Genomic DNA, 24,008 nt, shown 5'->3' with positions numbered 1-24,008 from the left:
GGCTATGGCAAATCCAGACATCGTCATCATCGGCTCCGGCATTGGCGGCGCCACGATCGCCTCCGGTCTGGCCGGCAGTGGCGCCTCGATCCTGATGCTGGAGCGCGGCGAGCCCTTGCCGGCAACCTCGCATGCCCGTGACACGCGCTCGATCTTCGTCGACGGCCACTACCGGCCCAAGGAGATGTGGCGCGAGGCCGGCGGCGCTGCCTTCAACCCCGGCAACTACTACTATGTCGGCGGCAACTCGAAATTCTACGGCGCGGTGCTGATTCGCTACCGCAAGGAAGACTTTTCGGCCATGGAGCACTTCGGTGGCGTCTCTCCGGCCTGGCCGTTTTCCTACGACGAGTTCGAATCCTGGTATTCCAAGGCCGAGCAGCTGTTTCGCGTGCGCGGCACGCTGGGCGAGGACCCGACCGAGCCGTTTCACTCGATCCCCTACGCCTTCAAGCCGGTGCCCGACGAAGCGCCGATCGCCCGCGCCCGCGCCGAACTCAAGGGGCTTGGCCTGCATCCAGCCTCACTGCCGCTCGGCGTAGACATCAATACCTGGCTGAAGGACGGCAAGACCGGCTGGGACGCTTTCCCCAACACCGGCCAGGGCAAGATGGACGCCCAGACAGCGCCACTGGCGGCAGCGCTCAAGGACAGCAATATCCGGCTCGAGACCGGCTGCTACGTCGAATATCTCGAAGCATCGCCCGATGGCAAAAGCATCGTTGCGATCCATTACCGCCAGAATGGCGAGCTGAAGAAACTGTCGCCCAAGCTGGTCATCCTCTCAGCCGGTGCGGTCAATTCCGCCGTCATCCTGCTGCGCTCGCCCTCATCCGATGGCAAGGGCCTCGCCAACCGCTCTGACCAGGTCGGCCGCAATTTCATGAACCACAATTCCAGCGCCATGCTCGCGATCGATCCGCGCCGCAGGAACGATGCCGTCTACCAGAAGACGCTGATGCTGAACGATTACTACCTGTCCGACGGCAAGGGCGGCAAACCGCTCGGCAACGTCCAGCTGCTCGGCAAGATCGACGGCAACATGCTCAAGGCCAATGTGAAGACGATACCGAAATTCGTGCTCGATTACATGGCCGGCCACGCCGTCGACTGGTATTTGATGTGCGAGGACCTGCCCGATCCGGAAAGCCGCATCATGGTCGACGGCAAGGACATCGTCATGCAGTGGCGGCGATCCAACATGCAGTCGCTCGACGGGCTGACCAAGGTGATGCGCGAAAACTTCCGCGCCTGCGGCTACCCCATCGTGCTGTCGCGCCCCTTCGACAAGCGCACCCCCTCGCACCAGTGCGGCACGGTGAAGATGGGCGACGATCCGGTGACCGCGCCGCTCGATCCGTTCTGCCGCGCGTTCGACCACCGGAACCTGTTCGTCGTCGACGGCAGTTTTCTGCCGAACTCGGCTGCGGTTAACCCAGCGCTGTCGATCGCCGCGCAGGCGCTGCGGGTTGCTGATCACATCCGCAAGGTGGAGCTTGGCGCATGACCCGCCCGGCGGCCATCGTCACCGGCGGCGCACGCGGCATTGGGCTGGCCTGTGCCGAGGCATTGGCCGACGCCGGCTTTGACATTCTCGTCGCCGATCTGGCCGAGAAAGCCGCAGACGAACTCGCCGCCAACATCTCAGCGCGCGGTGCGAAACTCGCCTATGTCAGCTGCGACATCGCCAATCTCGACAGCCACGTTGCACTCGTCGATGCCGCGATGCACGCCTTCGGCCGCATCGACTGCCTCGTCAACAATGCCGGCGTCGGCGCTGTCGTGCGCGGTGATCTGCTGGAGCTGAAGCCGGAGAATTTCGACCGTACGCTGGATATCAACCTGCGCGGCACGGTCTTCCTCAGCCAGGCCGTCGCCAGGGCGATGCTGGCCACACCGGGCGATCATCCCCGATCGATCATCACCGTCACCTCGGTCAGCGCCGAGATGGCCTCGCCCGAGCGCTCCGAATACTGCGTCTCGAAGGCCGGGCTTTCGATGTGGGTGAAGAACCTGGCGCTGCGGCTCGCCCCGGAAAACATCGGCGTATTCGAGATCCGCCCGGGCATCATCCGCACCGACATGACTGCAGGCGTGACCGCCAAATACGATGCCTTGATCGACAGCGGGCTGGTACCGGCCAAACGCTGGGCGAAGCGTCAGACATCAGCGCGGTGGTGGCAACGCTTGCCTCGGGCAAGCTCGGCTTTTCGACCGGCTCGATCATCAATGTCGACGGCGCGCTCTCCGTGCCGCGGTTGTAAGGGTGATGCCATGACCGACTACATCATCGTGGGCGCCGGCCCGGCCGGCTGTGTTCTGGCCAACCGGCTGAGCGAGGATCCCTTGAATTCAGTACTGCTGCTCGAAGCCGGCGGCAAGGACTGGCATCCCTACATCCATATGCCGGCGGGCTTCGCCAAGATGACTAGGGGTATCGCCTCCTGGGGCTGGTCGACCGTGCCGCAGAAAAACATGAAGGACCGCGTCTTCTGGTACACGCAGGCCAAGGTGGTCGGCGGTGGCTCCTCCATCAACGCCCAGATCTACACGCGCGGCAATGCCCGCGACTACGATGCCTGGGAGAGGGAAGAGGGTCTCGCCGGCTGGGGCTACCGCGACGTGCTGCCCTATTTCAAGCGCGCCGAGAACAACCAACGCTACGCCAACGATTTTCACGGCGACCAGGGGCCGCTCGGCGTATCCAACCCGATCTCGCCGCTGCCGATCTGCGAGGCCTATTTCCGCGCCGGCCAGGAGATGGGCATCCCCTTCAACCCGGATTTCAACGGCGCCAGCCAGGAGGGCGTCGGCTACTATCAACTGACCCAGAAGGACGCCCGGCGCTCCTCTGCTTCGGTCGCCTATCTCAAGCCGATCCGTGCCCGCAAGAATCTGACGGTCAAGACCGATGTGCTGGTGACCCGCGTCGTCGTCGAGAGAGGCCGCGCCATCGGCGTTGAGGTCGTCGACAAACCGGGCGGCGAGAAGAAATCCTGCGTGCGGAGCGCGAGGTGATCGTCTCGTCCGGCGCCATCGGTTCGCCAAAACTGCTGATGCAGTCGGGCATCGGCCCTGCCGATCATCTGAAATCGGTGGGTGTCACGCCGGTGCACGACCTGCCCGGCGTCGGCTCGAATATGCAGGATCATCTCGATCTGTTCGTCATCGCCGAATGCACCGGCGATCACACTTACGACAATTACGCCAAGCTGCACCGCACGGCCTGGGCTGGCCTGCAATATCTGCTGCTGAAGAAAGGCCCCGTGGCCTCCAGCCTGTTCGAGACCGGTGGCTTCTGGTACGCCGATCCGACGGCCGCCTCGCCCGACATCCAGTTCCATCTCGGCCTGGGCTCCGGCATCGAGGCCGGCGTCGAGAAGCTCAGGAATCCCGGCGTCACCTTGAACTCGGCCTTCCTGCGGCCGCGCTCGCGCGGCACGGTGCGGCTGAAGAGTGCCGACCCGGCCGACCATCCGCTGATCGATCCGAACTACTGGTCCGATCCCTATGACCGCGCAATGTCGATCAAAGGGCTGCGGCTGGCGCGCGAGATCATGCGCCAGAAGGCGCTTGCTCCTTACGTGCTGCGCGAAGTGCTGCCCGGCCCGTCGCTCGCCAGCGACGATGAACTCTTCGACTACGCCTGCCGCACGTCAAAGACCGATCATCATCCCGTCGGTACCTGCCGCATGGGCCATGACGAGATGGCCGTTGTAACCCCGGACCTGCGGTTGCGCGGCATCGAAGGCTTGCGCGTCTGCGACGCCTCGGTCATGCCGCGCGTGCCCTCCTCCAACACCAATGCACCGACCATCATGGTCGGCGAAAAGGGCGCCGACCTGATCCTCGGTCGCGAACCGCTGCCGCCGGCGGTGTTTTCCGGCAACCGGGCCGCTTAAGGGGGAAGAAAATGATCAGGCACTGTGTCTTCGTCAGGTTTCGCGGCGATGTCCCCGAGGACGAGCGCGCGGCGATCCACGCCGACCTCGAAGCGCTGCGGCAAGTGATCGACGGCATGGACACCGTCCACTTCAGCGCCAATGTCAGCCCCGAGCCTTTCGCGCGCGGCTTCAGCCATGGCTTCACCATCGATTTTCGAGATGCCGCCGCGCGAGACGCCTATCTCGTGCATGAAGCGCACCAGCGCGCCGGCGCAAGACTGGTCGCCGCACTCGAAGGCGGCACGGACGGATTGATGGTCTTCGATCTCGATCTTACGAAAAAGTGACCGCCGCTTCTTCGAAAGCCGGCTGATCGCTGTTCTCTTTTGCGAGCAGGGCGACATATCGTTCCCTGGGGAGCCAAAGGAGGACGCGTTGAATCTCACCGCCGAGCAGAAGAAAACCGTTCTGGCCTCATTCCTGGGCTGGACGCTCGATGCTTTTGATTTCTTCCTTCTGACATTCCTGCTCACCGATATTGCGAGTGAATTCCACACGGATGTCCCGGCAGTCTCAAAGGCACTGTTCCTGACCTTGGCGACGCGCTTCATCGGCGCGTTTTCTTTGGCATGCTCGCCGACAAATATGGGCGCAAGCCCATCCTGATGCTCAACATCGTCAGCTATTCGGTGATCGGCGCGCTCGCCGCCTTCTCGCCCAATCTCGGCATTTTCCTGGCCCTGCGCGCGCTGTTCGGCATCGCCATGGGCGGTGAATGGGGGCTAGGCAGCTCGCTCGCCATGGAGTCCATCCCGCCCAGCGCCCGCGGCATGGTCTCGGGCATCCTGCAATGCGGTTATCCGGCCGGCTATCTCCTGGCGGCGGTGGTCTATGGCCTGCTTTATCAGCAGACGATCGGCGGCTACACGGTCGGCTGGCGCGCCATGTTCCTGCTCTCCTTCGTGCCGGCCCTCATCGTGCTCTTCATACGCTCGCACGTGCCGGAATCGCCGGCCTTCGTCGAGGCGCAGAAATCCGTGAAGCCGGGGCTCCTGGAAACGCTGCAGAAGCACTGGGGGGTCGCGCTCTATGCCGTCGTGCTGATGATGTTCTTCAATTTCTTCAGCCATGGCACCCAGGACCTCTACCCGACCTTCCTGAAGAAGCAGCACGGATTCGACCCGCACACGGTGAGCTGGATCACCATCGTCGCCAATCTCGGCGCCATCGTCGGCGGCCTGACATTCGGCGCGCTGTCCGAGAGGATCGGCCGGATCAATGCCATTACGCTCGCCTGCCTGATCGCTCTGCCGGCAATCCCTCTGTGGGCCTACAGCTCGACGCCGTTCATGCTCGCCATCGGCGCCTTCGTCATGCAGATCGCGGTCCAGGGCGCCTGGGGCGTCATTCCGGTGCATCTGAACGAACTGTCGCCGGGTGCAGTCCGCGCGACCTTGCCCGGCTTCATCTATCAGGCCGGCAATCTCGCCGCGTCCTATGGTGGTCCGTATCAGGCCGGAATCGCTGAAGCCGCGGGCGGCAGCTACGGTTATGCGCTGGCGCTGTTCGCCGGCGTGGTCGCCGTCTGCATCATCGTCGTCATCCGCTTCAGTCCGGAACGGCGCGGCCAAGTGATGACGGTTCTGGAGCGCAGCTAACCAAGCCTCAGCGCGATAACCCCGGCGACGATGCTGAGCGCGGCGGCGCCGCGCCAGCCCGTCATCTTCTCGCCGAGCGCGTAAACCGAGATCAGCATGGCGAACAGGATCGAGGTCTCGCGCAGCGACACCACCGAGGCGATCGGCGCCTTGGTCATCGCCCACATCACGATCCAGTAGGCCGCACCACTGAGCACGCCGGTGAACAGCCCGGTCTTCCAGTCGCGCGCCAGAACCGGAAGCGCCTTGGGTCCGCGGAAAATCAGGCACAGCACCAGCGCGCCAAAGGCATCGCAGATGAACAGCCAGGCGGCATAGCTTTGCGCGGTTGCCGCCAGCCGCGCGCCGCTGCCGTCGGACAGCGTGTAGCTGGCGATGAAGACAGAGGTGCCGAAGGCAAAGCCAACCGCGCGCAGGTTCAGCTTCTCCAGATGCACGCCGCCGCGAAATGACATCACCAGCGTGCCGGCCGACAACAGCAGGATGCCGACTATGGCGAGCGGGGCCGGCACTTCGGCGACGACGAACATGCCGCCAATCGCGGCCAGCAAGGGCGCCGTGCCGCGCGCCAGCGGATAGGTCTGGGCGAAATCGCCGGCCTGGTAGGCGCCGATCAGGAAGGTGCGGTAGCCCATGTGGAAAATGACGGAGGCGATAATGTAGGGCCACACTTCCGCCTCCGGGAACTCGACGAAGGGCAGCACCACGAGTGCGGCGGCGCCCATGCCCAATGTCATCAGCGTGATCGACAGGAAGCGGTCGAGGTGGACTTTGACCAGCGCGTTCCAGATCGCGTGCATGGCGGCGGCGGCAAGCACCGCGAAGAAGACGAAAAGCGTCATTTCGGCCTTATCGACCTCCCAAGCCGAGCGGCGTTTCGAGATCGATGTCGATCCGGACCGGGAAGTGGTCGGACGCCACCTCGCCTATGTCGGATCCGACCGAGCGCACCCGTCCGGCGAACATGCCGCCGACGAAACAATGGTCGAGCCGCCGCTTTGCCAGCCTACCGTCGATGATCTTCTCGTGGGTGTGGAAGTCATCAGCCGGTTCGATCGCCACGGCGGCGGCATCGACGAAGCCGTCGAGATAGGCAGCGCCGCGATGATAGGGCGTGCTGCCGACGATGCGGCGATATTCGGCGCTGCCCGGCTCCATGTTGAAATCGCCCAGCCAGATCGCCGCCAGCGGGTTTTCCGGCTCGGCTTCGCCACTGGTCCAGTTGCGCGAAGGCTCGTCGTCAGTGCCGCTCCACGGCCCGCCCTCGGACGGCGCGCGGCGATGTTCGGCAAGCAGGTAGTCGATTTGCTCCAGCCGCTCCTCGGCGGCGATATGGGCGAGATGCAGCGAGAACACCCGCACCGGGCCGGCCGGTGTGAGGATCATGCATTCGAGCGCGGCGTTGCGCGTGTTGAGTGGCCTGAGCGTCCGGCGCATCGGCAGCGCATGCAGCCGCGACCAGGCGATCGGCAGCTTCGACAGCACCATCGTGCCGAACTGCCGGCGCCGGTTGACCAGACGGCCGTCGCGACGCTCGCTGGCATCCATGTCGAAGGCCGGCCCGTAGACCCAATGATAGTTCGGGAGCAGGCGCGACAGCAGCTCGGGCTGGTCGTCGAAATGGCTGCGCTGCCAGTGCCGCTCCACCTCTTGCAGGGCAATGATGTCGGCGCCGTCGACGATCCGCGCCGCGCGCGAAAGATCGTAGCGACCGTCGCTGCCGAACCCGTACTGGATGTTGTAGCTGATCAGCTTCATTGCTTATCCGGCTCACTTTCGGTGATGGCAGTAGCGGCTCAGTGGATTGGTTGCAATGTGCAGGAGAATGCAAGCGGCTTATGCCAGAAGCACTCCCCCGACCCTGCTGCGCGATCTTGCACCGATTCCGGACCGCTCCGGTATCCTCCGCACGTCGGAAAACGCCGCGAGGCGCCTTACCGACGCCGGCGGCTCAGGTCCTGACGATGAGCCGTCCTAATAGGTCGTCAGCGGCTGGAACCGGCCAGCCGGAGACGCCGCCAGTTCCGCCCAGTCGATCTCTTCCTCCAGCCGGTGATAGGCCTCGTCGCCGATTGTGCCGTTGCGGCGCAATTCCTCCAGCGTGTCGCGCTGGCGATCGATGGCGTAGAGGCGCAGCCGGTCATATTCGGTTGCCGCCTGCGCGTCCTCCGGGTTTTCCGCAACGATGCGCTCAGCCTCGTACTGCTCGCGCACGACAGCTGCCGCGGCCGATGTCTTTCGGCTCAGCACATCGAGTGCCGCCTGCATGATGGCAACGCGCGCCTGCGCCACCTCGTTGTCGACCGTCCTATCCGGATCGAAGTTGAGTACCCGCAGCAAAGGCTTGAGCGTCATACCCTGCAGCACCAGCGTGCCCAGAACCACCGCGAAGGCGGCGAGCACGATCGGATCGCGGCCGGGAAAGCCGGCCGGCAGCGCGATGGCCACCACCAGCGTCACCAGCCCGCGCATGCCGCACCAGCCGACGAGCACGGCGCCGCCAAAGGTCGGCACATCCCGCTTTTTGTCTTCGCCGCCGAAGCGGGCAAACCACCGTATGATCGCAACATAACTCGCCACCCAGACAAGGCGTGCCACGATGACGACGACCAGCACTGTTGCTGCGAACAGAAAGGCCTCGCCTTGCCCTTCGCCCGAAAGCCGGCCGACAATCGATCGCGCCTGCAGGCCCATCAGCACGAACGCCAGCACGTTGAGCACGAACACCGCCGTCTCCCACACCGAATAGGTGCTGACGCGCCGCCTTGCCGACATGCGGCGTGGCGCCCTGCGCGCAAGGGTGATGGCGTAGACGACGATGGTGATGATGGCGGAAAGGCCGAGCTTGTCGGCCAGGATCCACACGCCGAACGTGCCGGCGAACTGCACGACTGTGCTGCTCGCCGCATCTTCGATCCGGGTGAGCGTCAGCAGCGATAAGCGGCCAAGCACATAACCCGCGACCAGGCTGCCTATGGTTGACAACAGGATCGTCGGAATGGCGTTGCTTAGCATGATCGAGCCGAGCGCGGCCGAGACCGCCAGCCGGTAGATCAAGAGCGCTGTGGCATCGTTGAGCAGGCTCTCGCCCTGCAGGATGGCGGTGATGCGGTGCGGCACCTTGAACTGCCCGAGCACGGCGGATGCCGCCACCGCATCCGGCGGCGCGACGATGGCGCCGAGCGCGATTGCCGCGGCGATCGGCAGGCCGGCCATCTTCCAGCCGACGAAGGCAACGATCACAGTGGTGAAGACAACGGCGCCAAGCGCCAGCAGCAGCAGCGGCAGCCGGTAGCGCTTCAGGTCGCGCAGCGACGTGTCATAGGCGGCATCGAGGAGCACCGGCGCGATGAACAGCGCAAGCGCCAGTTCCGGATCGATCTCGATCATTGGCGCACCAGGCACGAAGGCAATGGCGGCTCCGGCCAAGGCCAGCAGGGACGGATAGGGAATCTCCAGCCGTCGCGACAGCGCCGTCAGCGCGACAGCAGTCAGAAGCAGGACAAGCGTCAGTTCGAAAAGAGCCATAGGCGGTTACTTCTGTAAGACGGAGTGCCGGTGCAAATATTCGTGCAGGATGCGGTGGATTGGCCATCAAACTCAAGCCCTCTGGCCATACGTCTCAACCGCCTCCTGCCTTACAAGATCGGTATGATCCTCATCGGCCAATATGACTCGCCCTTCGTGCGCCGTGTCGGCATCGCGCTGACCCTGTACGGCATACAATTCGAGCACCGTCCGTGGTCGGCCTTCGGCGATGCCGACAAGATTCGGCCTTACAACCCGCTGACGCGGGTGCCGACACTGGTGCTGGACAGTGGCGAGGTGCTGATCGAAAGCCATTTGATGCTCGACTATCTGGACGGTTTGGTCCCAGCCGATCGCAGGATGTTTCCGGCGACGGAGCCGACGCGCCATCAGGCGCTGAAGGTTTCGGCCCTGGCCACCGGCCTCGGCGACAAGGCCGTCAGCCTCTTCTACGAGAAGCGGCTGCATGAGCAGGTCTCCGACGTCTGGGCCGGCCGCTGCCGCACGCAGATCGCGGCAGTGCTTGCCGTGCTAGAAACCGAGCGAGCCGGCCGGTCGACACCTTACTGGTTCGATGACCGCATCGGCCACGCCGACATCGCGGTTGCTGCGGTGCTGCGTTTCATCGGCGAGGCGCATCCGGGTCTGGTGTCGCTGGCTGATTTCCCGGCGCTCGACGCGCACGCTGCGCGGATGGAAGCGCTGCCGGTCTTCCAGGCGATTTCGCAGCCCTTCATCGCGCCAGCTTGAAGCCGGGCCAGCATAACAATCAGCCTTGACCTTTGAAAACCAGCGGTCGTTTATTACTGATCGCCAAAGTCATGTCGCAACAATTGGCTGATCGAGGACCCCCAATGCTGAGATTGTCTGCAACGCTGTGCACATTGATACTGCTCTCGCCGGCGGCTGGCGCTTCCGCGTTATATGATGAGTTGGCGGCGGCTAAGATCAAACTACTAGGAACGACGCGACCGGACCCAGGCATGGGACTTTGGGCGCAGCAGACTAACGAGACGTTGATGTCTCTCATCGAAGGGAAGTGGATCGACCTTGGTTATTCCGACCTGGCCAGCGAAGACAAGATGAAGCAATACTGCGATAAGTTTGGAGAGTCCTTCAAGAAACTGACGGACTATTCGTTCGACATTATTGGTCCGATTACCCGCTCGAAGCACGCGATCCACAGAGAGTACATTTTCAAAACGGGGATATCCTACAACTACCGATGGAACATCGAACAGCAAATTGAGGTGCTCGGCAGTGGAAACGGTAAGGAAATTCTGAAGAACGCCAACGGGACGAGTGCATTGCTGATGATGTCACCCAATACCCTGCTGGAGATCGATTTCAGCTTCGCGCAGCCTATCCTTTGGGGACGTTGCCCCACCGAATAGAACACTGGCCTCGCTTGGCTTCCTTGGCTATCCAAGCCGGTGTTGCGGTTCTTAATGCAGCACCAGCATGTCGTCCGATGAGAACGAAATCTCGGCCTTCTCGCCGACGGCAGGCGGCGGCGTTGCCGGGCTGTTGAACGTGTCGAGCGACACCGTGTTGCCGCCAATGCCGACGCGAACGCGGATCACCGAGCCGAGGAAATGCACTTCGGAGATCTCGCCGGACAGGCTGGAATCGCGACCGGGCTGACGGCCGAGCGAAATCGCCTCGGGACGCAGCGCCAGCGTCAGCGTATCGCCCGACTTGGATCCGTTGAGCTTGCCCTTCAGCGAGACCTGTTCGGAATTGACCCGCACCGTGCCCGCCGCTGCGTCGGTGACGGTGCCTTCAAGCACATTCAGTGTGCCAACGAAATTGGCGACGAACTTCGTCGCCGGGCGGTTGTAGATCTCGAACGGCGTACCAACCTGCTCCGCCTTGCCGCCATACATGACGGCGATGCGATCGGAGATCGACAGCGCCTCTTCCTGATCGTGGGTAACGAAGATGGTGGTGATGTCGAGCTTCTTCTGGATCGACCGGATTTCTTCACGCAGCGAGACACGCACCTTGGCATCGAGCGCCGACAGCGGCTCGTCGAGCAGAAGCAGCTTCGGCTTCGGCGCGATGGCGCGCGCCAGCGCGATGCGCTGCTGCTGGCCGCCCGAGAGCTGGTAGGGGTAGCGCTCAGCCATCTGCGGCAGCTTGATGATCTCGAGCATCTCGGCGACGCGCCGGTCGGCGTCCGGCTTGTTCATGCCGCCAACTTTCAGCCCGAAAGCGATGTTCTGTGCCACGGTCAGGTTCGGGAACAGCGCATAGGCCTGGAACACCATGCCGACATTGCGTTGGTTGGGCTTCAGCCGGGTAATGTCCTTGCCGGCGACGACGATCTTGCCGGCCGATGGCTCCTCGAAGCCGGCGACCATGCGCAGCACCGTGGTCTTGCCGCACCCGGATGGTCCGAGGAACGAGACGAACTCGCCCGGTGCGACATCGAGGCTGAAGTCCTGGACCACGGTGTTGGTGCCGTAGGACTTTCGCACATGCTGGATGGACAGGAATGGCTCGACCATGGCTTTTCTCTCGATCAATTCGGGCGGTTCGCCGATTTCGGCGCGAAGCGGGACAGGATCTGGATCAGCGACATGCAGCCCCAGGTGATGGCGAAGGCGATGATGGCAAGCGCCGCCGGCTCATAGGCGCGGTTGGCGCCGATGTTCTGCAGGTAGGGCCCAAAGGCCGGCCGGTTGAGCAGGCTTGCCATGGTGAACTCGCCGATAACGATCGCGAAGGTCAGAAACGCGCCCGACAACACCGCGATCAGCACATTGGGCAGGATAACCTTTGTGATGATCGTCGACCAGCCGGCACCAAGTATCTGCGCCGCTTCGGTCAACGTGCGCACGTCGATGGTGCGAAGTCCGGTATCGACCGCGCGGTACATATAGGGCAGCGACAGCGTCGCATAGCCGATCACCAGCAAGGAACTGGCGCCCAGATCGCTGGCAAGGAACGGCAGTGGCGAATTCGAGCCGTACATCCTGATGTAGCCGAAGACGATAACGATGGCCGGTATGACCAGCGGCAGCAGCGTGATGAATTCCACGATTGGCCGCAACTGCGGCAACCGCAGCCGGATCCAGTAGGCCGCCGGCACCACGACCAGCACGCCCAGGATGATGGTGAAGATCGCGGCAATCACCGAATACATGAACGTTGCCTGGAACCGTGGGTCGCCCAACACGATCTGATAGGCGTCGAAGGAATGGACGCCGCGCCGCAGGCGCAGCGAAAACTCGAACGTCGCGAGCAGAGGAATGAAGAAATATGCCGCGCTAAGCGCGAAAACGACCCAAGCCCAGAATTTTCCCGACTTCATTTGAGCCACCTCTCAGAACGCGTCCGGAACCAGATGTAGAAGACATTGGCCAAGCCCGTGATGACGATCATGCCGAAGGCGATGGCGTAGCCGAGTTGCGGGTTGTGCAGCACGTCGCCATTGATCTGAGAATACAGCTTGATGGGCACGATGTTGAGCGCCGGGCCGGCAAACGCATAAGCCGTGGCAATGGCGCCGAAGGAATTGGCGAACAGCAGGATGACCGTGCCGAGAAAGCTTGGCCACAACACCGGTATGACCACCATGCGCCAGTACTGCGCCTGGGTGGCACCGAGTGTGGCGGCCGCCTCGCCCCATTCCTTCTTCAAACCATCGATTGCCGGCACGATGATGACCACCATCAGCGGAATCTGGAAGAACAGGTAAACCACGATCAGCCCGGCCGTGGTCAGGAAATTGAACCCCATCGCGTAGATGTTGAGGTTGAACACATCGCGCAGGAGCGCCGTCACAATACCGACGCGACCGAGCGTTGCTATGAACGCGAAGGCGAGCGGCAAGCCGGCGAAGTTAGAGGCCACCCCAGAGAATGTCAGGGTCGCCGACCGTATCCAGTTGGGCAGGCCGCCGCGCACGATAGCGATAGCCAGCGCGAGTCCGGCAAATGCACCGATAATGGCCGACCAGAAACTGATCTTGATCGAAACCCAGTAGGCATTGCTGATGGACGGGTCGCTCACCAGTTGCAGGAGGTTATCCAGCGTTAGGTGGCCATCCCCGTCTTGAAAGGCGCCAACGACAAGATAAAGCGTCGGCAGGATCAGGAACATGATGGTGAAAATGAAGAACGGCGCCACACCGATCCATTGCGTCGGGAACCGGAAAGCGGTCGCCGCATTCGGCGGCGCGGGCTTGGTGGCAATCGTTCGATTTGAAAGCGAGAGATCGGTCATGCGCCGGCTACCGTCTTCGAGGGAAGGCCGGGCGGCCTCGCGACCGCCCGGTGGATCATCCAAGTCTTACTTGACGTTGGCGCCGACAACGGCGTCCCAGTTCTTGCTGATGGCTTCCTTGGCCTTGCCCTGCTCATCGAGCGTCGGGAACGCGGCCGCGGCATAGGATTCCGCCGGCGGCAGCTTGGCCAGCACATCAGCCGGGATCTTGCCGGCCTTGGCGAGATCGTTGAAGCGGATCGGGTGGCAATAGCCCTTCAGCCAGCCGATCTGGCCTTCGTCGGAATAGAGGTATTCCATCCACAGCTTGGCCGCGTTCGGGTGCGGCGCGTAGGCGCTGATCGCCTGCACGTAGACACCAGCGACAACGCCGGTCTTCGGCACGATGACGTCGACGGGCGGGTTGCCCTTCAGCGTATCACGGCCAGCAAGCGCGTTGTAATCCCAGTTGATCAGGATCGGGGTCTGGCCCTGGGCGAGCGTTGCGGGCTTACCGACGACCGGGACGAAATTGCCGGCGGCGTTGAGCTTCTTGAAGAAGTCGAGGCCGGCGGTGCCGGCGGCTTCACCAGCAGCGGCGCCCGTCGACAGACCGGAGGCATACACCGCCTGGATGGCCTGGTTCGAAGCGCGCGGATCACCAGCGACAGCAACCGCGTTGGCGAATTCCGGCTTCAGGAGATCGGCCCAGTCCTTCGGCGATTCCTTGATCAGGTCCTTGTTCACCATGAACGACAGAACGCCGTAATAGTCGCCGTACCAGGCGCCATCGGCATCCTTGGCGCTGTCCGGGATCGAGTCCCAGGTCGACACCTTGTAAGGCAGCAACAGGCCGTCCTTCTTGGCGGTCGGGCCGAAGGACAGGCCAACGTCGATGACGTCGGGCGCCTGCGGGCCCTTATTGTCCTTGTTTGCCTTGATCGCCTCGACCTCGTCGCCGGAGCCGGCATCGGGGTTGAGTTCGTTGACGGTGATTTCCGGATACTTTGCCTTGAAGCCGGCGATGACGTCGCCGTAGCCGCACCAGTCATGCGGCAGCGCGATGGTGGTGAGCTGGCCTTCAGCCTTCGCGGCCTTGACGAGATCATCCAGCGAAGCCGCGGACGAAATCACCGACGACACCATAAGGGTCGCGGCCGAAAGGGAAAGCACCTTCCCCGTGAATTTGAACATGTGTTCTCTCCGTTGAACTGACGCCGTTGGACGCCTGCGATGCGGTATCGTTTTCATGTGACAGCCAGATGAAAGCTTTATGAAACCATTGGCCGGCAGCAGAAAAAGTTAACTCTTTTTAACGGGCTGTAGCAATTAGCCATCACTTATTTTTCCGGCTAATCACTTTCCGCCTTGCATTTCATCCTTTCCCCCTTGGTTTGCCCTGATTTTCCAGATCAATTTTCGGCAATGACGATGCCGTCAGATCGTCCCTGCGATGGCGTTTTCCAGCAGCGTCAGCGCCGCCTTCTTGGTCAGCTTGACCGGGTTGCCGCCGGCGGTCGGATCGACCACCGCCATGTCGGCGATCAGCGCCTTGCGCTTCTTGTCCATGTCGAGCCCCTTGATCAGGCCGGGCAGGGCGTGCGGCACCTTCAGCTCCTTGCGCAGCTTGATGATCGCCTTGGCGAAGCCGTCAAAACCGCCCTTGATGCCACAATAGGCGGCGAGCCGGGCAATACGCTCCTCGATGGAGTCGCGGTTGAAGGCCAGCACATAGGGCATGAACACGGCGTTGGTCATGCCGTGATGGGTGTCGTAGAGCGCGCCGATCGGGTGCGACAGCGAGTGGATGGCGCCCAGTCCCTTCTGGAAGGCGGCAGCGCCCATGGCGGCCGCACTCATCATATGGGCGCGCGCGACAAGGTCCTTGCCGTTGGCATAGGCCTTGGGCAGGTTCTCGAACACCAGCCGGACACCCTCGACGGCAATACCGTCGGCCATCGGGTGATAGCCCGGCGCGCAATAGGCTTCCAGGCAATGGGCGAGCGCATCCATGCCGGTGCCGGCGGTGATGAAAGCCGGCATACCGACCGACAGCTCCGGATCGGCAATCACGATGGCCGGCAAAAGCTTCGGATGGAAGATCACCTTCTTGGTGTGCGTCGCCTCATTGGTGATGACGCCGGCGCGGCCGACTTCCGAGCCGGTGCCTGCGGTGGTCGGCACGGCGATGATCGGCGCGATCGCGTCCGAATTGGCGCGCGTCCACCAGTCGCCGACATCCTCGAAATCCCACACCGGCCGCGTCTGACCGGCCTGGAAGGCAATCAGCTTGCCAAGATCGAGCGCCGAGCCGCCGCCGAAGGCGATGACGCCGTCATGCTTGCCCTTCTTGAACACGGCGATGCCGGCGGTGAGGTTGGAATCGACCGGGTTCGGCTTCACCTCGGAAAACACGCCATAAGGCACCTTGGCGTCGTCGAGGATCTTCAGCGTCGAAGCGACGACCGGCAGCTTGGCCAGCCCCGGATCGGTGACGAAGAGCGGCCGCTTGATGCCGGTGGCTTCAAGAACCTCGGGCAGTTCCTTGATGCGCCCGGCGCCGAAGCGGACTGTGGTTGGGTAGTTCCATTTGGAGATCAGCTTGGACATTTTTTGTCTTTCAAAAAAATCAGATGGCTTCGCGCAGGTGGAAGGATTTCGGCCGGGTCAGATTGTCGTAGCCGATGGCCGACAGTCCCGCGCCCTTGCCGGTGTCCTTGACGCCGGTCCAGACCAGCGCCGGATCGAGATAGTCGCAGCGGTTCATGAACACCGTGCCGGTCTCGATGCGGTTGCCGATCGTCACCGCATGCTCGGTATCTCTGGTCCAGATCGAAGCTGTCAGTCCGTATTGACTGTCGTTCATCAGCGCGATCGCCTCCTCGTCGTTGCGCACCTTCATGATGCCGACGATCGGGCCGAAGCTTTCCTCGCGCATGACGCTCATCTGGTGGTCGACCTCGGTCAGCACTTCGGGAGCCAGATAGGGCGAGCCAGCTCTGTCGTTAGCCACCTTCATGTTGACATGCGCCTTGGCACCCTTGCGCAACGCTTCGGCCTTCTGCTCGCGGATCAGGTCGGCGAAACGCGCCTGCGCCATCGGCCCCATCGTCGTCGCTTGCTCCAGTGGATTGCCGACGACATAGTTCTTGGTCTCGGCGATGAAGCCCTCGACGAACTCGTCATAGACCTTCTCATGCACATAGACGCGCTCGATGCCGCAGCAGCACTGGCCGGAATTGTAGAAGGCACCGTCGACCAGATTGGCAACCGCATGATCCATCTTGGCGTCGGGCAGCACATAGGCCGGATCCTTGCCGCCAAGCTCGAGGCCGAGCGTCATGAAGGTGCCGGCCGCCGCCTTTTCGATGGCACGGCCGCCACCGACCGAACCGGTGAAATTGACATGGTCGATCTTGCCCGAGCCGAGCAGCTTTTCGGTCTGGGCATGGTTGAGCACGACATTCTGGAACACGCCCTTGGGCAGGCCGGCTCTGTCGAAGGCCTGCTGAAAGCGCTCGCCGACCAGCAGCGTCTGCGCCGCATGCTTGAGGATGACGGCGTTGCCGGCCATCAGCGCCGGCACGATGGTGTTGACGGCGGTCAGATAAGGATAGTTCCAGGGCGCGATCACCATGACCACGCCGAGCGGATCTTTTTTCACGTAGCGGCGGAAGCCATCCTTCGGGTTGGAGGCTGGCACGGATCTAAGCGCCTGTTCGGCGATCTCGACCATATAGTTGGTGCGTTCCTTGACGCCGCCGAACTCGCCGCCGTAACGCACCGGGCGCCCCATCTGCCAGGCGATCTCCGGCACAATCTCGTCGGTCATCGCGACCAGCGCTTCGAGCATCGCAAGAATGTACTTGCCGCGTTCGACGATCGGCGTCTCGGCCCACTTCTCCTGCGCCGCCTTCGCGCGCTCGACCGCGGCATTGATCGCCTGGTCTGTAGCCACAGGCCGCTCGGCATAGATCGAGCCATCGATGGGAGATATCAACTTGACCGTTTCGGTCATTCCTTCAGTCCTCGCACTTCATGAAATCTTGATTTTTGACGCCGCCCGCCATTCAGACGATGGCCAGGGGGCGGCGCCGACATAGTTTAGTACCGCTCAAACCCTCTGTGCAGTTCCCAATCCGTAATGCGCCGGTCGTATTCGAACTGCTCCCACTTGGCGGTGTGGACATAATGTTCGAGCACGTCCTCGCCGAGCGCCTGCTTCAGCATCTTCGACTTGGCCAGCGTCTCGGTGGCGTCGCGCAGCGTCTTCGGGATCTCCGGCAAACGAGAGGCCTGATAGGCATCGCCGACGAAAGGCTTCTGCAGTTCAAGCTTCTCGTCGATGCCGGCGAGGCCGGCGGCGATCAGCGCCGCGAAGGCGAGATAGGGGTTGAGGTCGGCGCCGCCGATGCGGCATTCCATGCGGATGCCCTTGGTGCCCTCGCCGCACAGGCGGAAGCCGGCGGTGCGGTTGTCCTCGCTCCACATGATCTTGGTCGGCGCGAAAGTGCCGGCCTGGAAGCGCTTGTAGGAATTGATGTAGGGCGCCAGGAACCAGGTGAACTCCTTGGCATATTTGAGCTGGCCCGCCGCCCATTGCTGGCCAAGGGTGGATAGTGTCCAGTCCGCCTTCTTGTCGAAGAACAATGGCGTCTTGCCGTCGGCGCTCCACAGCGAATTGTGGATGTGGCTGGAGTTGCCGGCGAGGCCGTAATTGTACTTTGACATGAAGGAAATCGCCTTGCCTTCGGACTCGGCGATCTCCTTGGCACCGTTCTTCAGGATGACGTGACGGTCGGCCATGTCGAGTGCTTCGGCATAGCGCACATTGATCTCTTCCTGGCCCGGTCCCCATTCCCCCTTGGAATTCTCGATCGGGATGCCGGCGGCTTCCATCTCGTTGCGAAGCCGGCGCATGACGCCTTCTTCCTTGGTGGTGATGCCGATCTGGTAGTCACCGATATAGGGCGAAGCGGTGTCGAGGCCCTGCCAGTGCTTCTTGCGGGCGGAATCATAGGTCTCGTTGAACAGGTAAAATTCGAGTTCGGAAGCGAAATAGCCGATATAGCCGCGCTCGGTGAGCCGCTTGACCTGCTTCTTCAGGATGGCGCGCGGCGAATGTGGCAGGTCGCCATGAGTGTGGTGATCGAGCACGTCACAGATCACAAGCGCGGTCTTCTCCAGCCACGGGATGCGCCGCAGCGTGGCGAGATCCGGCTTCATGACGAAGTCGCCATAGCCCTTCGACCAGCTTGCCGCCTTGTAGCCGGGCACCGGCTCCATATCGATGTCGGCGGCCAAGAGATAATTGCAGCCATGCGTCTCGTCATGCGCGGAATCGACGAAATACTGCGCCAGGAAACGCTTTCCCGCCAGCCGCCCCTGCATGTCGACGATGCAGGCCAGCACCGTGTCGATCTCACCGCTGGAGACCGCTTTCTTCAACTGATCGAACGAGAAATTTCCGGCCATTCCTTTGGCACTCCAGCGCTTGGTCATTGAAAGGGGATAAACGAAACCATGGCCGGCGCGATGCCGGCCATGGCTTTGATGGTCGATGTCAGTGGCCGGTCTCGCCGACCGCCTGTTCTGCTGCCTTGATCGCCGCCTGACGCGCGGCGATGATGTCGCCGAGCGGCGGGCCCTGGAAGCGGTTGCGCTCGAAGGCGAACCAGACGATCGCCGTCAGGATGAAGAAGCCGACGGTGATGTAGAGCGCCCAGTCGTTCGGCGGCTGGATGCCGATGACGAAGATCAGGATCATCGACACGATCGACAGGACGGCAAACAGCATGAAGACGCCGCGCCCCATGTTCCACGGCCCCATCTTGTCCCACTTCGGCGTGCCCCAGGCCAGCATGCCGAGCACGATTGGCACGGTGAAGGACAAGAACAGGAAGATGACGGTGCAGGACACCACGATGGTGTAGGCCGAAGTACCGGCGACCGAAACCAGCGTCGAGCCCCAGACGAACAGCACCGACAGGATCGACGCCGTCCAGATCGCCGCCACCGGCGTGCGGTAGGTTGGGCTGACCTTGGCCAGAGCCGAGGAACCCGGCAGGCCGCCGTCACGCGAGAAGGCGAAGATCATGCGCGAGGCCGACGTCACCGTGGCGAGACCGCAGAGCAACTGCGAGACGAACACGACGAGATAGACGAACTCTTTGATACCGGAGGGAACGCGCTGGTCGAAGGCCCAGAAGAACACGTTCCAGCCCTGCTTGGCAGCGTCGTCCATGTTCGGGATCATCAGCACAAAAGCGGCCAGGAACAGATAACCAAACAAGGCCGACCAGACCACGGACATGACCATGGCGCGCGGCACGGAAGATGCCGCCTTGATGGTTTCCTCCGACGTATGCGCCGAGGCATCATAACCGGTGATCGTATAGATCGGCAGCAGCAGGCCGAGCGCGAACACCCAGGCATTCGACACCGACGGCCAGACGCCGCCGCCTGCATCACCTGAATAATTGTGGAAGGTGAACAGACGGCTGACATCCCAATGCTCGGCGAAAATCAGGCAGACCACGGCGATGAGGATCGCGCCGAAGAAGATCAGATAGCCCGAGAAATCGGTCAGCTTCGCGGTCAGCTTGATGCCGAGGTGGTTGATCAGCGCCTGGAGACCGGTGATGACGACCAGGAAGATCATCTGGTTGGTCAGCGTGCCCTCGATGCCGAGTGCCGGCCCGAAGGCGCCGACGAAGAACGTCCAGGTGCCGACATTGATGGCGCCGAGCACGGTGATCAGGCCAAGCAGGTTGAGCCAGGCCGTCACCCAGCCGGTGCCGCGATTGCCGAGGATCGACCCCCAGTGGTAGAGGCCGCCGGCTGTCGGATAGGCCGAGCTGATCTGCGACATGGCGACGGCGAAGGTCAGCGATACGAAGCAGCCGACCAGCCAGCCGACGCCGATGCCGATGCCGCCGGCGCCGGACGTGCCCTGCGCCAGCGAATTGATGCCGCCCGACAGGATGCAGATAATGGAGAAGGAAACCGCGAAATTCGAGAAGCGGCTGAGGCGCCGCTCCAGTTCCTGGGCGTAGCCCATGCTGTGGAGGGCCTTTACGTCCTCCGCCTTGTCTGAATCTGTATAACCGGGTGTTGTCATCTCGGAATTCCCCTATGGTTCTCTGCTGGACCGGTCCTGCATACCGACGATGCAGGCCAGCACGGCGTAAATCCCGTCGCCGGAAACTTCTTCTTCAACGGATCGGACAAGAAATTCCCGGCCACTTGATAACATCTTTCAAACTGAAAACTGATGGTCGACGGGGTGCCCGATCGGCCTGAGCCGATCGGGCGATATTGCCTTGCCGTTAGCCGGCTGTCTGGCCGACCGCTTTTTCCGCAGCCGCGATCTCCGCCGCGCGACGAGCAATGTCGGCACCGATCGGCGGACCCTTGAAGCGACGCGATTCTATGCCGAACCATAGAACCACGAGCAGAATGATCAGTCCGATGGCGTAGTTGATCAGGATGTCGAAGGGAGGCTGGATGCCGGCATACATCAACACCAGGACACCGAGCACGGTGATGACCGCGAACGGCTTTGACCAGACGCCGAGACGGAACGGACCGAACTCAGTCCAGCTCTTGCCTTCCGCAAGAAGTCCGGCTGCGATCGGCATGGCATAGGAGACGTAAAGGAAGAGAGCGCAACCGGCAGCGAGCGCCGCGAAAGCCGGCGAATAGAGCGTGGCGGCGATCGAGAGCACCACGCCGAGCCAGATGGCAGGTACCGGCGTGCGCCAGGTCGGCGAAACCTGCTTCCACAAGGACGACCCAGGCAGACCTCCGTCACGCGAAAAGGCGAAGATCATACGCGAGGTCGAAGTGAGCCCGGCCAGCGCGCACAGATAGTTCGACAGCACGATGGCGATGCCGAGCAGAGCCTTCAGCCAGGTTGGCGCCGGCAGGTTGTTGAACAGGTTGAACCAGGCGTTGCCGCCATCCTTGGCGGTCGCGACCAGATCGGGGCTGGCGAGAACGAAAGAAACCGCCATCACGAAGCCGAAGACGAGAGACCACAGCACAGCGTGGATCATGCCTCTAGGCACAGCGACACGGGCGTTGTGTGTTTCCTCGGCGGTGTGCGCCGAGGCGTCGAAGCCGGTGATGGTATAAAGCGGATAGAGAAGACCGATGAGGAAGGCCACGAGCGCCGTACGAGCCGTCGGAACATAGCCACCACCGGGATCGCCGGTCGTGTTGACGAAAGTCGTCAGCCGCGCAAGATCGAAGCCATGCGCGCCCCAGATCAGGAAAGTCAGCGTCAGCACGACCGCAACAACGAGGATGAGATAGCCGGAAAAGTCGGTCAACATCGTCGTCGTCTTGATGCCGAGATGATTGAAGAGGCCTTGGGTGACGGTAATCAAGACGACTGCCGCCGTCTGCTGCCAGAACCCCCAGGTCGATGTGTCCCAACCGAAGATCGGACCCGCGACGAGCCCTTGAAACAGCAGATAGACGCCGACATTCACCGAAGCCACGACGAAGATCAGGCCAAGCAGGTTGATCCAGGCCGTTGCCCAACCCCAGCCGCGTCCACCGAGAATCGACGACCAGTGATAGAGGCCGCCGGCGGTCGGATAGGCCGAGCCGATCTGGCCGAGCGAGGCCGCGACGATAAGAGCGAAGACACCGCCGATGACCCAGCCAACGGTCGCCTCGAAACCGCTGCCGGTACCCATGGCCAGCGGAAATGAGGTGATGCCACCGGCCAGAATGCAAATGATCGAGAAGGATATGGCGAAGTTGGAGAAGCCGCTCATGCGGCGGGCCAGTTCCTGGGCGTAGCCCATACTGTGAAGGATCTTTACGTCCTCCGATTTCTCTGTGTGATCCGTTGTCATGCTGGAGTTCCCCTTATGGTTCTTAGCTGGCCGATTGAACTGACTTTCCCATTGCGCGTTGTCGGGAGCCCTTGGCCTCCACGGGCTCCAGATTCGAAAAAATGCCCGTGAGCAGATCCGCCCATTTCCGCTGCCCGGTCTCGCCGGCGATTTCATCGTTGCGGATTTCGATCATCGCACAGGGCAGCCCGCGCGAGCGTGCATGCCGTTCCAGCGTGAAATAGACGCGGTCAGCAGGCGAATACGGCTCGTTGACGCCGACGGTGATGCCGGCAAGCCGCTTGAGCGCCGATATCAGCGGTGACGCCAGCCGGCGGTCCTCATCATGGATAATGCCAATATGCCACGGCCTGGTGTAGCCCTTGTAGACCGGGGTGAAGGAATGCACGGAGACCAGGCGGGTCTCCTGGCCGCGCGCCAGCCTGTCTTCGACGATATGCTCGATGGCGCTGTGAAACGGCTGCCATGACAGGGCGACCCGTTCGGCGCGCTGCTTTTCCGTCAGGCCGGTATTGCCCGGTATCGCCGTGGTCTCGCTGACCGGCGGCACAAGGTCCGGCGCGTCGAGCGGCCGGTTGCAGTCGATGACGAGACGGGAAATGCGGGTTTCGACCAGCGTCGCATCGAGCGCCTGCGCCATGCGCAGCGCCACCGGCAGCGCGCCGGGATCCCAGGCGATGTGGCGCGACAAGTCTTCGGCGGCAAGGCCGAGCGTACCGAATCCGGCGGGCAGGAAATTGGAAGCGTGGTCGCAGGTCAGCACGAAAGGGCTCGATCCGCTCGGGTTGGTAACCCTCACGGTATCGGACGATGCAAGGCTGGCGGGCCGTGCTTTCTCCATAGTCTGCGGTCCCCGGGGAGCGCTGTATCGTATGTTACGTATTTTGCCTCATTGCGTCCCTATGGATGATTTCATACACTTTGCCCGGCTTTGTCAAATGCGATCTCGTGGGCCAGGCCAAGGGGTGGGGGAAAAGATGATTTCCAGCATTGCCGAACTGATCGCCGACCGCCTCGGCACGATGCCGGCCGGCGAACGGCGCGCGGCGCAGACGCTGATTGCGAGCTATCCGATGATCGGCCTGAAGACAGTCGCCGAATTCTCGACCGCGGCCGGCGTCTCCTCGCCGACGATCCTGCGTTTCGTCGCCCGGCTCGGCTTCCAAAACTATCCGGAATTCCAGTCGAGCCTGCAGGACGAACTGGCGGCGCAGCTGCAGTCGCCGGCGATACGCACGCTGAACCCGCCCTTGCCCGGCGGTGGCACGGTGTCGCCGATGCTGGAAGCGACGCTCGACAATATGCGCGAGACCTTCCGCCACCTCTCCGACAAGCAGCTTGCGGATATCGCCGCGCGGCTTGCCGACCGGCGTGGCAAGACATTCCTGATCGGCGGCCGCTTCACCGATCCGCTGGCGCGTTACATGGCCGCCCACCTCGCCGTCATCCAGCCCGATGTCTTTCACCTTGCCGGCCAGGAGAGCATGTGGCGCGACCGGCTGATCGACATGGGCAAGCGCGACGTGCTGGTGATCTTCGACATCAGGCGCTACCAGGACAGCCTCGTCCGCTTCGCCGAGAAGGCGCATCAGCGCGGCGTCCAGATCGTGCTGTTCACCGACCAGTGGCTGTCGCCGATTGCCCGTTTTGCCCGCCACGTCATCGCCGGACGAACCGCTGTGCCGTCCGCATGGGATTCCTCGGCAGCACTTTTCGTCGTCGCCGAAACGCTGATCGGTGCCGTCACCAGACAGCTCGAGGCCGACGGGGCCCGGCGTATTCGGGAAATGGAAGGGCTGCGTTAGGGCAAAGATGGGAAGTTGATGTCTTGTAGCGCGGGACACAACATCCGCGCGGCGCAG

General features: G+C 62.5%; 18 protein-coding genes and 3 pseudogenes. 8 read left to right on the top strand and 13 right to left on the bottom strand.

All coding sequences use genetic code 11. From position 1 onward, the window contains the following. Positions 1 to 4: 4 nt before the first annotated feature. The 5 genes and pseudogenes from AC0V8S_RS10790 (at position 5) to AC0V8S_RS10770 (ending at position 5,542) form a co-directional block, all read left to right on the top strand. Positions 5 to 1,507, top strand: coding sequence for an FAD-dependent oxidoreductase (locus AC0V8S_RS10790; protein ID WP_475437664.1), 1,503 nt, complete (start codon positions 5 to 7; stop codon positions 1,505 to 1,507). After that, positions 1,504 to 2,264 (top strand): annotated as a pseudogene (locus AC0V8S_RS10785) (3-ketoacyl-ACP reductase). Before AC0V8S_RS10790 ends, AC0V8S_RS10785 begins: the two are co-directional and overlap by 4 nt. A gap of 10 nt (positions 2,265 to 2,274) precedes the next feature. After that, positions 2,275 to 3,902, top strand: a pseudogene (locus AC0V8S_RS10780) (GMC family oxidoreductase). An 11-nt stretch (positions 3,903 to 3,913) separates the two neighbouring features. Then, a complete protein-coding gene (locus tag AC0V8S_RS10775; RefSeq protein ID WP_475437663.1) occupies positions 3,914 to 4,231 on the top strand; it encodes a Dabb family protein in 318 nt (105 codons plus the stop codon). Between the two features lie 88 nt (positions 4,232 to 4,319). Beyond that, a pseudogene (locus AC0V8S_RS10770) lies at positions 4,320 to 5,542 on the top strand (MFS transporter). Here the strand turns inward: AC0V8S_RS10770 and AC0V8S_RS10765 are convergent. The 3 genes from AC0V8S_RS10765 to AC0V8S_RS10755 all read right to left on the bottom strand — a co-directional run bounded on the left by AC0V8S_RS10765 (position 5,539) and on the right by AC0V8S_RS10755 (position 9,070). Beyond that, positions 5,539 to 6,384: an EamA family transporter gene (locus AC0V8S_RS10765; protein WP_475437662.1), complete on the bottom strand. Its 846-nt coding sequence runs from the start codon at positions 6,382 to 6,384 to the stop codon at positions 5,539 to 5,541. The pseudogene AC0V8S_RS10770 and the gene AC0V8S_RS10765 overlap by 4 nt on opposite strands. 7 nt (positions 6,385 to 6,391) lie before the next feature. Beyond that, positions 6,392 to 7,300 (bottom strand): endonuclease/exonuclease/phosphatase family protein, encoded by a 909-nt coding sequence (locus AC0V8S_RS10760; RefSeq protein WP_475437661.1) that lies wholly within the window; start codon positions 7,298 to 7,300, stop codon positions 6,392 to 6,394. A gap of 216 nt (positions 7,301 to 7,516) precedes the next feature. Further along, a complete protein-coding gene (locus AC0V8S_RS10755) occupies positions 7,517 to 9,070 on the bottom strand; it encodes a cation:proton antiporter (protein WP_475437660.1) in 1,554 nt (517 codons plus the stop codon). A 123-nt stretch (positions 9,071 to 9,193) separates the two neighbouring features. Here AC0V8S_RS10755 and AC0V8S_RS10750 point away from each other — a divergent pair, with 123 nt between their 5' ends. Both AC0V8S_RS10750 and AC0V8S_RS10745 read left to right on the top strand, forming a co-directional pair. Further along, complete coding sequence (locus tag AC0V8S_RS10750) at positions 9,194 to 9,820, top strand: glutathione S-transferase family protein (protein ID WP_475437659.1); 627 nt, start codon at positions 9,194 to 9,196, stop codon at positions 9,818 to 9,820. A gap of 32 nt (positions 9,821 to 9,852) precedes the next feature. After that, on the top strand, positions 9,853 to 10,464 hold the full coding sequence (locus AC0V8S_RS10745) for a hypothetical protein (protein WP_475437658.1): 612 nt from the start codon (positions 9,853 to 9,855) through the stop codon (positions 10,462 to 10,464). Between the two features lie 51 nt (positions 10,465 to 10,515). Here AC0V8S_RS10745 and AC0V8S_RS10740 read toward each other — a convergent pair whose 3' ends face one another. From AC0V8S_RS10740 to AC0V8S_RS10695, 10 genes are all read right to left on the bottom strand, one after another. Continuing rightward, positions 10,516 to 11,580, bottom strand: a complete 1,065-nt coding sequence (locus tag AC0V8S_RS10740) for an ABC transporter ATP-binding protein (RefSeq protein WP_183462966.1) — start codon at positions 11,578 to 11,580, stop codon at positions 10,516 to 10,518. 14 nt (positions 11,581 to 11,594) lie between these two features. After that, positions 11,595 to 12,386, bottom strand: coding sequence for an ABC transporter permease (locus tag AC0V8S_RS10735; protein WP_095199429.1), 792 nt, complete (start codon positions 12,384 to 12,386; stop codon positions 11,595 to 11,597). Then, the gene (locus AC0V8S_RS10730) at positions 12,383 to 13,300 is read right to left on the bottom strand and encodes an ABC transporter permease (protein ID WP_095199430.1); all 918 of its coding nucleotides are present in this window, start codon (positions 13,298 to 13,300) and stop codon (positions 12,383 to 12,385) included. The genes AC0V8S_RS10735 and AC0V8S_RS10730 overlap by 4 nt, the downstream gene beginning before the upstream one ends. 66 nt (positions 13,301 to 13,366) lie before the next feature. Then, entirely contained in the window at positions 13,367 to 14,473 is a 1,107-nt protein-coding gene (locus AC0V8S_RS10725; protein WP_095199431.1) for an ABC transporter substrate-binding protein, read from the bottom strand. Between the two features lie 243 nt (positions 14,474 to 14,716). Next, positions 14,717 to 15,889 (bottom strand): iron-containing alcohol dehydrogenase, encoded by a 1,173-nt coding sequence (locus AC0V8S_RS10720; RefSeq protein WP_475437657.1) that lies wholly within the window; start codon positions 15,887 to 15,889, stop codon positions 14,717 to 14,719. 19 nt (positions 15,890 to 15,908) lie between these two features. Continuing rightward, the gene (locus AC0V8S_RS10715; protein ID WP_475437656.1) at positions 15,909 to 17,297 is read right to left on the bottom strand and encodes an aldehyde dehydrogenase family protein; all 1,389 of its coding nucleotides are present in this window, start codon (positions 17,295 to 17,297) and stop codon (positions 15,909 to 15,911) included. Between the two features lie 86 nt (positions 17,298 to 17,383). Continuing rightward, the gene (locus tag AC0V8S_RS10710; RefSeq protein WP_475437655.1) at positions 17,384 to 18,754 is read right to left on the bottom strand and encodes a glutamine synthetase family protein; all 1,371 of its coding nucleotides are present in this window, start codon (positions 18,752 to 18,754) and stop codon (positions 17,384 to 17,386) included. 88 nt (positions 18,755 to 18,842) lie between these two features. Beyond that, a complete protein-coding gene (locus AC0V8S_RS10705) occupies positions 18,843 to 20,399 on the bottom strand; it encodes an amino acid permease (RefSeq protein WP_183462972.1) in 1,557 nt (518 codons plus the stop codon). Between the two features lie 208 nt (positions 20,400 to 20,607). Then, positions 20,608 to 22,146, bottom strand: a complete 1,539-nt coding sequence (locus AC0V8S_RS10700) for an amino acid permease (RefSeq protein ID WP_096450011.1) — start codon at positions 22,144 to 22,146, stop codon at positions 20,608 to 20,610. 22 nt (positions 22,147 to 22,168) lie between these two features. After that, positions 22,169 to 22,987 carry an N-formylglutamate amidohydrolase gene (locus AC0V8S_RS10695; protein ID WP_183462974.1) on the bottom strand — a complete coding sequence of 273 codons (819 nt, stop codon included), beginning with the start codon at positions 22,985 to 22,987 and terminating at the stop codon, positions 22,169 to 22,171. Between the two features lie 136 nt (positions 22,988 to 23,123). Between AC0V8S_RS10695 and AC0V8S_RS10690 the strand changes: the two genes are divergently transcribed. Next, positions 23,124 to 23,951, top strand: a complete 828-nt coding sequence (locus tag AC0V8S_RS10690; RefSeq protein ID WP_183462976.1) for a MurR/RpiR family transcriptional regulator — start codon at positions 23,124 to 23,126, stop codon at positions 23,949 to 23,951. Positions 23,952 to 24,008 lie beyond the last annotated feature (57 nt).

The sequence above is a fragment of the Mesorhizobium oxytropidicola genome (assembly GCF_056174625.1).
Note: the sequence above shows the minus strand (reverse complement) of the source record. Positions and strands in the feature narration are given on the sequence as shown.